Source organism: Streptomyces chiangmaiensis, from assembly GCF_036281785.1.
Taxonomy (GTDB): domain Bacteria; phylum Actinomycetota; class Actinomycetes; order Streptomycetales; family Streptomycetaceae; genus Streptomyces; species Streptomyces chiangmaiensis.
Window position 1 is genome coordinate 1 of sequence record NZ_JAYWVC010000341.1, and the last position, 5,476, is coordinate 5,476.

The 5,476-nt window shown below is 67.9% G+C and carries 5 protein-coding genes and 3 pseudogenes; 3 read left to right on the forward strand and 5 right to left on the reverse strand.

The features are described from left to right. A partial coding sequence (locus VXC91_RS41890) for an alpha/beta fold hydrolase (RefSeq protein ID WP_329512602.1) occupies nucleotides 1–456 on the reverse strand: 456 nt, incomplete at its 3' end. 168 nt (nucleotides 457–624) lie between these two features. Between VXC91_RS41890 and VXC91_RS41895 the strand changes: the two are divergent. Then, nucleotides 625–929, forward strand: a pseudogene (locus VXC91_RS41895) (IS200/IS605 family accessory protein TnpB-related protein); the annotation flags it as partial. Nucleotides 930–1,148: 219 nt separating this feature from the next. Here VXC91_RS41895 and VXC91_RS41900 read toward each other — a convergent pair. Together VXC91_RS41900 and VXC91_RS41905 are read right to left on the reverse strand one after the other, a co-directional pair. Continuing rightward, the gene (locus VXC91_RS41900) at nucleotides 1,149–1,883 is read right to left on the reverse strand and encodes a class I SAM-dependent methyltransferase (RefSeq protein ID WP_329512603.1); all 735 of its coding nucleotides are present in this window, start codon (nucleotides 1,881–1,883) and stop codon (nucleotides 1,149–1,151) included. Between the two features lie 435 nt (nucleotides 1,884–2,318). Then, nucleotides 2,319–2,459 (reverse strand): hypothetical protein, encoded by a 141-nt coding sequence (locus tag VXC91_RS41905; RefSeq protein WP_329512604.1) that lies wholly within the window; start codon nucleotides 2,457–2,459, stop codon nucleotides 2,319–2,321. A 413-nt stretch (nucleotides 2,460–2,872) separates the two neighbouring features. Here VXC91_RS41905 and VXC91_RS41910 point away from each other — a divergent pair. Continuing rightward, a pseudogene (locus tag VXC91_RS41910) lies at nucleotides 2,873–3,175 on the forward strand (transposase); the annotation flags it as partial. 69 nt (nucleotides 3,176–3,244) lie between these two features. Further along, complete coding sequence (locus VXC91_RS41915) at nucleotides 3,245–3,841, forward strand: hypothetical protein (protein ID WP_329512605.1); 597 nt, start codon at nucleotides 3,245–3,247, stop codon at nucleotides 3,839–3,841. Nucleotides 3,842–4,629: 788 nt separating this feature from the next. Here the strand turns inward: VXC91_RS41915 and VXC91_RS41920 are convergent. Together VXC91_RS41920 and VXC91_RS41925 are read right to left on the reverse strand one after the other, a co-directional pair. Next, nucleotides 4,630–4,821, reverse strand: a pseudogene (locus VXC91_RS41920) (hypothetical protein); the annotation flags it as partial. A gap of 147 nt (nucleotides 4,822–4,968) precedes the next feature. Beyond that, the gene (locus VXC91_RS41925) at nucleotides 4,969–5,424 is read right to left on the reverse strand and encodes a hypothetical protein (RefSeq protein ID WP_329512606.1); all 456 of its coding nucleotides are present in this window, start codon (nucleotides 5,422–5,424) and stop codon (nucleotides 4,969–4,971) included. Nucleotides 5,425–5,476: the final 52 nt, after the last annotated feature.

The following is a 5,476-nucleotide window of genomic DNA, read 5'->3' on the forward strand; positions in this document are numbered from 1 at the left end:
GGGGAACTTGTTGGACAGCCCCAGCGCGCTCTCGCCCTTCTCCGGGGCGAAGGCGGCGATGTAGACCAGCGCCTTGACGTCCGAGACGCCGACCGCGGCCTGGCTCATCACAGCGCCGCCGTAAGAGTGGCCCGCCAGCACGATCGGGCCCTTGACGGTGTTCAGCACGCTGTGGAGGTAGGCGGCGTCACTGGCCAGGCCACGCAGCGGGTTGGCCGGCGCCACCACCGGATATCCGTCGCGCTGCAGCCGCTTGACCACCCCGTTCCAGCTCGAGGAGTCCGCGAACGCGCCGTGCACCAGCACCACCGTGGGCTTCTGGTGCGACGGGCGGTGCGCGGCCGTGGCATCGGCGGTACCCGCGGTCGCGGCCAGCGCGAGGGCCGCCACGCCGGCGACGGCGCCCAGAGCGACAGCGGACGTGCGGGTGGAACGGAAAACGGTGTTGACGTTCATGGTGACTCCCTTTGTGCGGTGCGGAGGTTGACGCCGAGTTGGCCGGCCGCCCCAGCCTTCCTGCCCGGGGCGACACCGAGAAACCTAGCCCACACTCTCATCGAATACAAGTTACTTGTGCACGATGGAATTGAGCTCCAGGGAGGACGACCCGCAGAGCCGCAGAGCCGCAAGAGGTTCCGCAACTACCACGACGCAGCCGCCGTGGCGATCGGCAGGCGCGCCCTGGGACACCCGATCCGGCGATGGCCAGCACCGCCCCCCTGCTCACCGGAGTGATGAGCAGGGGCATCGGACCGTCCAGGCCGAGCAGGCGGCCCCGGGGCGTGAGGAACCCTGCCCCCGGACCACGCAGAGGATGCGTGCACACCGGACGCGGAGCGAACGCGGGAAACCAGAACACCCAACACCGTTCGGGGCGTTCGGCTGAGCATGAGTCCTGGCAACAGGACCCACTCCCGCTCAGCCTTTAGGAACGGCGACCCGTCAGTACTGCGGCGCGCTGGGCAAGCGGGCCAACTGCCAGGTCGCGGTCGGCGGGCACGCGGTCAGAAGCTGTGTCACAGCCTCTTTCCGCAGGTCACCATGGGTGAGACGCGGGAGATGTCTGAGGTCCCGTTCGGTTTGGCGTCGATGGACGGTGGAGCAAACGGCCGGCTGTTGGCGAGCGTGTCTTTGAGAGCCCGTGCTGACTATGCGTCGCGTCGGAACAGGGCAGTCCACAAGAAGGGTTCGCCGAAGTACGCGGACTCGGGTGGTTCGTCGCGCATGAGTCGCAGTTCGACCTCGGTGAGGTCGGAGAAGATCCGGCGTAGGGACTGTGGGGTGTAGGCCAGTCCGCCGTGGAGGCGGGCGTCCCGGTAGAAGGCCGCGTCGGGGAGGTCAGATCCTCCCGTCTCTCCGTCCGTGAAGCACGTGAGCGCGAAATAGCCGCCGGGTGTGAGGAGCTGGTCGAGCAGGGCGAGGTAGCTGATTCGGCGGTGGGGTGGCAGGTGATGAAAACAGCCCGAGTCGTAAATCAGGTCATAGCGTCCCCTCAGCTCGGTGCCGGCGAGAGCGAAGGCATCTCCCCTGTGGAACCGGATGTGGGCCCCGGCTGCACGGGCACGCTCCTCCGCCCAGCCGACCGCTGCAGGGGAGAGGTCGACGGCGTCCACTCGGAAACCGAGGGAGTCCAGGTAAAGGGCGTTGCGTCCGGGGCCGCAGCCCAGGTCGAGGGCCCGGCCCGGGGTGATGAGCCGGCGGTCGAGGTATGAGGCGAGATTCTCGTCCGGCTTGGCTGCGAAGAACGGCACCGGTTTGGAACGGTCGGCATAGAAGGTGTCCCACCAGGCTGCTGCATCGTTGGTCCAGCGGTCGGCCTCTGGTGTGAACAGGTCGTCCAGGAGTTTCAGCACGTCCTCGACGGTGCGGATGTTGCGGTCCATCCGGCCCCCTTTCGCGATGGGGAGACGGTACGGCCAAAGAGCGCAAAATCCCAGCTCAGCGTGCGTGGCGCAAAGGCGTGGATTGGCGATGGCGAGCCCAGGAGAAGGGTTCGCGGGCTGAGTCCACGGCCCTGCGCGCGCGGCCGCTCCCTCCTCCGCTGAAGGGCGTAACGGCGGCTTCCAGGGTGGCGCTCAAGCAAGTTTCTGAAGTTGCTCTTCAGCCGGCTGTCGCGAGGCTGACGAGGCCGCCTCGAGGCGGCGGTGCGGGCGGGACAGGCGGCGGGACATGAGGGTGATGAAGGCCCATTGGGTGTGGGCTTCGGCGTGGGACATGAGGCGTTCGTAGTCCCTCGCGTTGCGCCGGGCCCGCAGAACGCCCGCCCGTAACCGATCCACACCTCTGGCGCGTCGTCCAGCAGCCCGTATCCCCACGTTCTACCAGGTCACGGGCGGAAGGCCGCGTGCGGCCGCGACCTGGCGCAGGTGGGCGAGTCCGGTGTGGATCTGCGCGCGCGTGTGTTCGGTGGCAGCCATGAGCTGCATGGCGCTCGCCTCGGACAGCTGCTGCGCGTTCATTCATCCCCTTTGTAGCCCATTGGACCCCGTTAGGACTGGCAGTGCCGGCTCGCGCCAGAGTTGTCGACTTCCGCCTGACCCAGTCATCTGCTTCGGCCGACCGCACGTGTGGAGCCGTCCGACCCAACTGCGCGCCTCCAGGTCGGCGGACGCGGCCCGGCGGGCAGTGTCACTGGCCTGTGCTTGACTGCCTGGGCATGGACGAAGAGGAGTTGCTCGCGGGTATTCATGCCCTGGTCGCGCGGGGCCAACGGAACCTGGTGTGCGACCAGGCCGGTCATGGAACAGGGCACTGGCCGTTTATCAGGGAGAGTTGCACGGTGACCGCACGCTGGGCAGAAAGCGCAATCCCTGTCGCCACACGCCCCGGGCGTACGCCCCAGCTTTGATCGGCTGCACCACGAAGTGGGACGCCATCCATCCGTTCCCGGCGCGGTCCGCGTCGCCGACGTCCCGCCAAGCTCCGTGCCGCCAAGGGATACGACTACGACCACCTGCGGCAATGGCTGCGCAAGAGGGGCATCCGCCACCGGATCGCTCGCAAGGGCATCGAGTCCTCGACACGCCTGGGCCGTCATCGCTGGGTCGTCGAGAGAACCGTGTCCCGGCTCGCCGGATGCCGACGCCTGCACCGCCGCTACGAGCGCAAGGCCGAGCACTTCCTCGCATTCGTCGGCATAGCCGCCCTCATCGGCTACCGCCGACTCAGCAGCTGAGCCGGCCCAAGCCTGCTGTGTCGGTGGCACCCCATAAGGTGCGCGCAACGTCTCCAAGGAGGAGGTCCCGTGGGATTTTCGGGTCACCTGGTCTTCGCCCGTAGCAAGCGCCCGCTGCTGGAAGCACCCGTATTCGACAGCATCAATCAGGAGCTGAAGGACACCGTGCATGCATGGTGTCCGCGACCGGGCGGATGGCAGACCCTCCAGTTCGATCACGGACTATGGGCGGACAACTACCTGCTCGCCCTGGTCGGATGGACCGGCGCACCGGCCTGCGCCGCAGACGTCTCTGACAGCGACATCGCCCTCGTGACCGGGCTGGGAACCAACGGGCAGCGTTGGCAGGCGTGGCTCAACCTGGACAACGCTGCGGCACTTTTCACCGAGGAACCCGAGGACCTGGACGACGTGAGCCTGTGGGTGGGCACACCCGAGTTCAACGAGGCTGTGAGGCGCAAGCGCGCGGAGCTCGACGTGGATGTTCCAGCCGACGCCGAAGGCGCCCTCGTTTGGGCTGAAGCGGCCGGCATCCCAGCCACAGCGCGGCAGTCCCGGATCGAAGAGCTACTGCGCTCGCGGGAGACCTTTGCGGAGGACCTCTGCAGCGCGCTGCTGGACGAGTTGGGCTTTCCCCAGGCCGCCCAGCCCTCGCCAGAGCCATAAGAAACGGCGTCTTGGACCAGTGCGAGGACACCCACCGGTAACTGCGGACCGTGGTGTAGGCCAGTCCCACGTCTTCGGCGAACATGCGGATGGCCTCGCTGAGGTGAACAGGTCGTCCTTCCCGGACGGATTCGCACCCCCATACGAGCGCATCGGCTCGATCTCCAGGGCGGTGTCCCCGAGACGCCACTGGGCGCTGCTCATCGTGGCGACCCAGTACCGTCCCAGCTTGACCAACTCGTCGTAACGTTCCCCGGTCACACTGCCGACCATCGGGGACATTCGAACGCCGCCCCCGCGGGCCCGGGTGCATCACCCCCGTGTGCCGCCACCTCGCCCCGAACGCCCGCTACTTGGCACCATCAGGCGCCCGCAGGCCGTCGGGCGGGGCGCGCGGACCCGGCGCGTGAGGCGGCCCTGCCGCCCCAGGACGCGCGGCCTCACACCCCGTCCGGCTGAGTGCGCCGCCTGTGCCGGGCCCCTTTGCGGCAGCGGGGAGAGCAGTACATGGCCAAGACGGAACGTTCGACCCCGACCGTCCAGGATCCCCCGCACTCCGGGCAGCTGGCTGTCACCCCGGCCGTCAACGCCTCGGTCCTCGCCTGAGCCCTCCGCGTTCTGCGCCACTGCCGGCAGCGGCACGCGGTCGAGCAGAACACCGCCTTGCCTTCGTCGTCGGCATCAGCGGGCCCCCGCACCCACGGCACAACCGCGGCCCCGCATCGACGTCTTCGACCACCACCAGACGCAGCCGGCGTACCCCGTCGCAGTCCGCACCTCCATCCGGGTCAGACCCAGCCGGTCATCCCTCGTCGAAGCACAGGCAGAAGGGGTGGCCGGCCGGATCGAGTAGCACCCGGACGTTCTCCTGCGCCTGGAACCAGGATGCCGTTATCGAACCGCGCACCGGCACGGACGAGGGCGACGAGGTGGGGTGCGGTGATCGCGCGCCAGCGGGCCTGGGCGGACTCGGCGAGCCGGCCGGGCTGGGGCTGTACCCCGCCGGTGGCCGTGGCCGACACCGGATGCGGCACCAGCACACCGTTCCGGCTCGCGCTGGAGGAGCAAGACGTGTCCTATGCGCTGGCGCTGCAGGCCGCTCAGGAAGCCGGCGGCGGCTTGGCGGCTTACCGGTCGGAGCGAATCTCTTGCCGAAGGCGCGTGTTGAAAGTCCGGAGAACTTCCACCACATCCGCTTGCTCCGTCACGTTCGTGGTGCCCTCTGCCCGCCATACCAGACGGGCAAACTCATCGGCGGATTCGCGCGTCTCGGCATGACACAACAGATGTACGACTGACCTGCCAGTCTGTAGCTTGTCCTGCCAGGCCACGCGGTCTGCCCTCGTAAGGTGGCGCTGGTCACTGCCGTCGAGCTGGGACTCATAGAGATGCAGGCCGGCGGTGATAAAGTCGGCTGCGCTCTTCAGCTTCTGTTCCCGTAGCCAACGCTGGTCTTCATTGCGGCCGGTAGCCCACGCGCCAAGGAACACACCAGCCAACCCGATGAGCGCCCCCACAAGGCCCGCCAAGAGGTTTCCCACGCGCACCACCACTCTCAAGACGTCAACGGTCCCGATTTTCATACCGCATCCTGAACACCGCTTGCACACACATCGGAAGTGCTTTCTCGGCTGA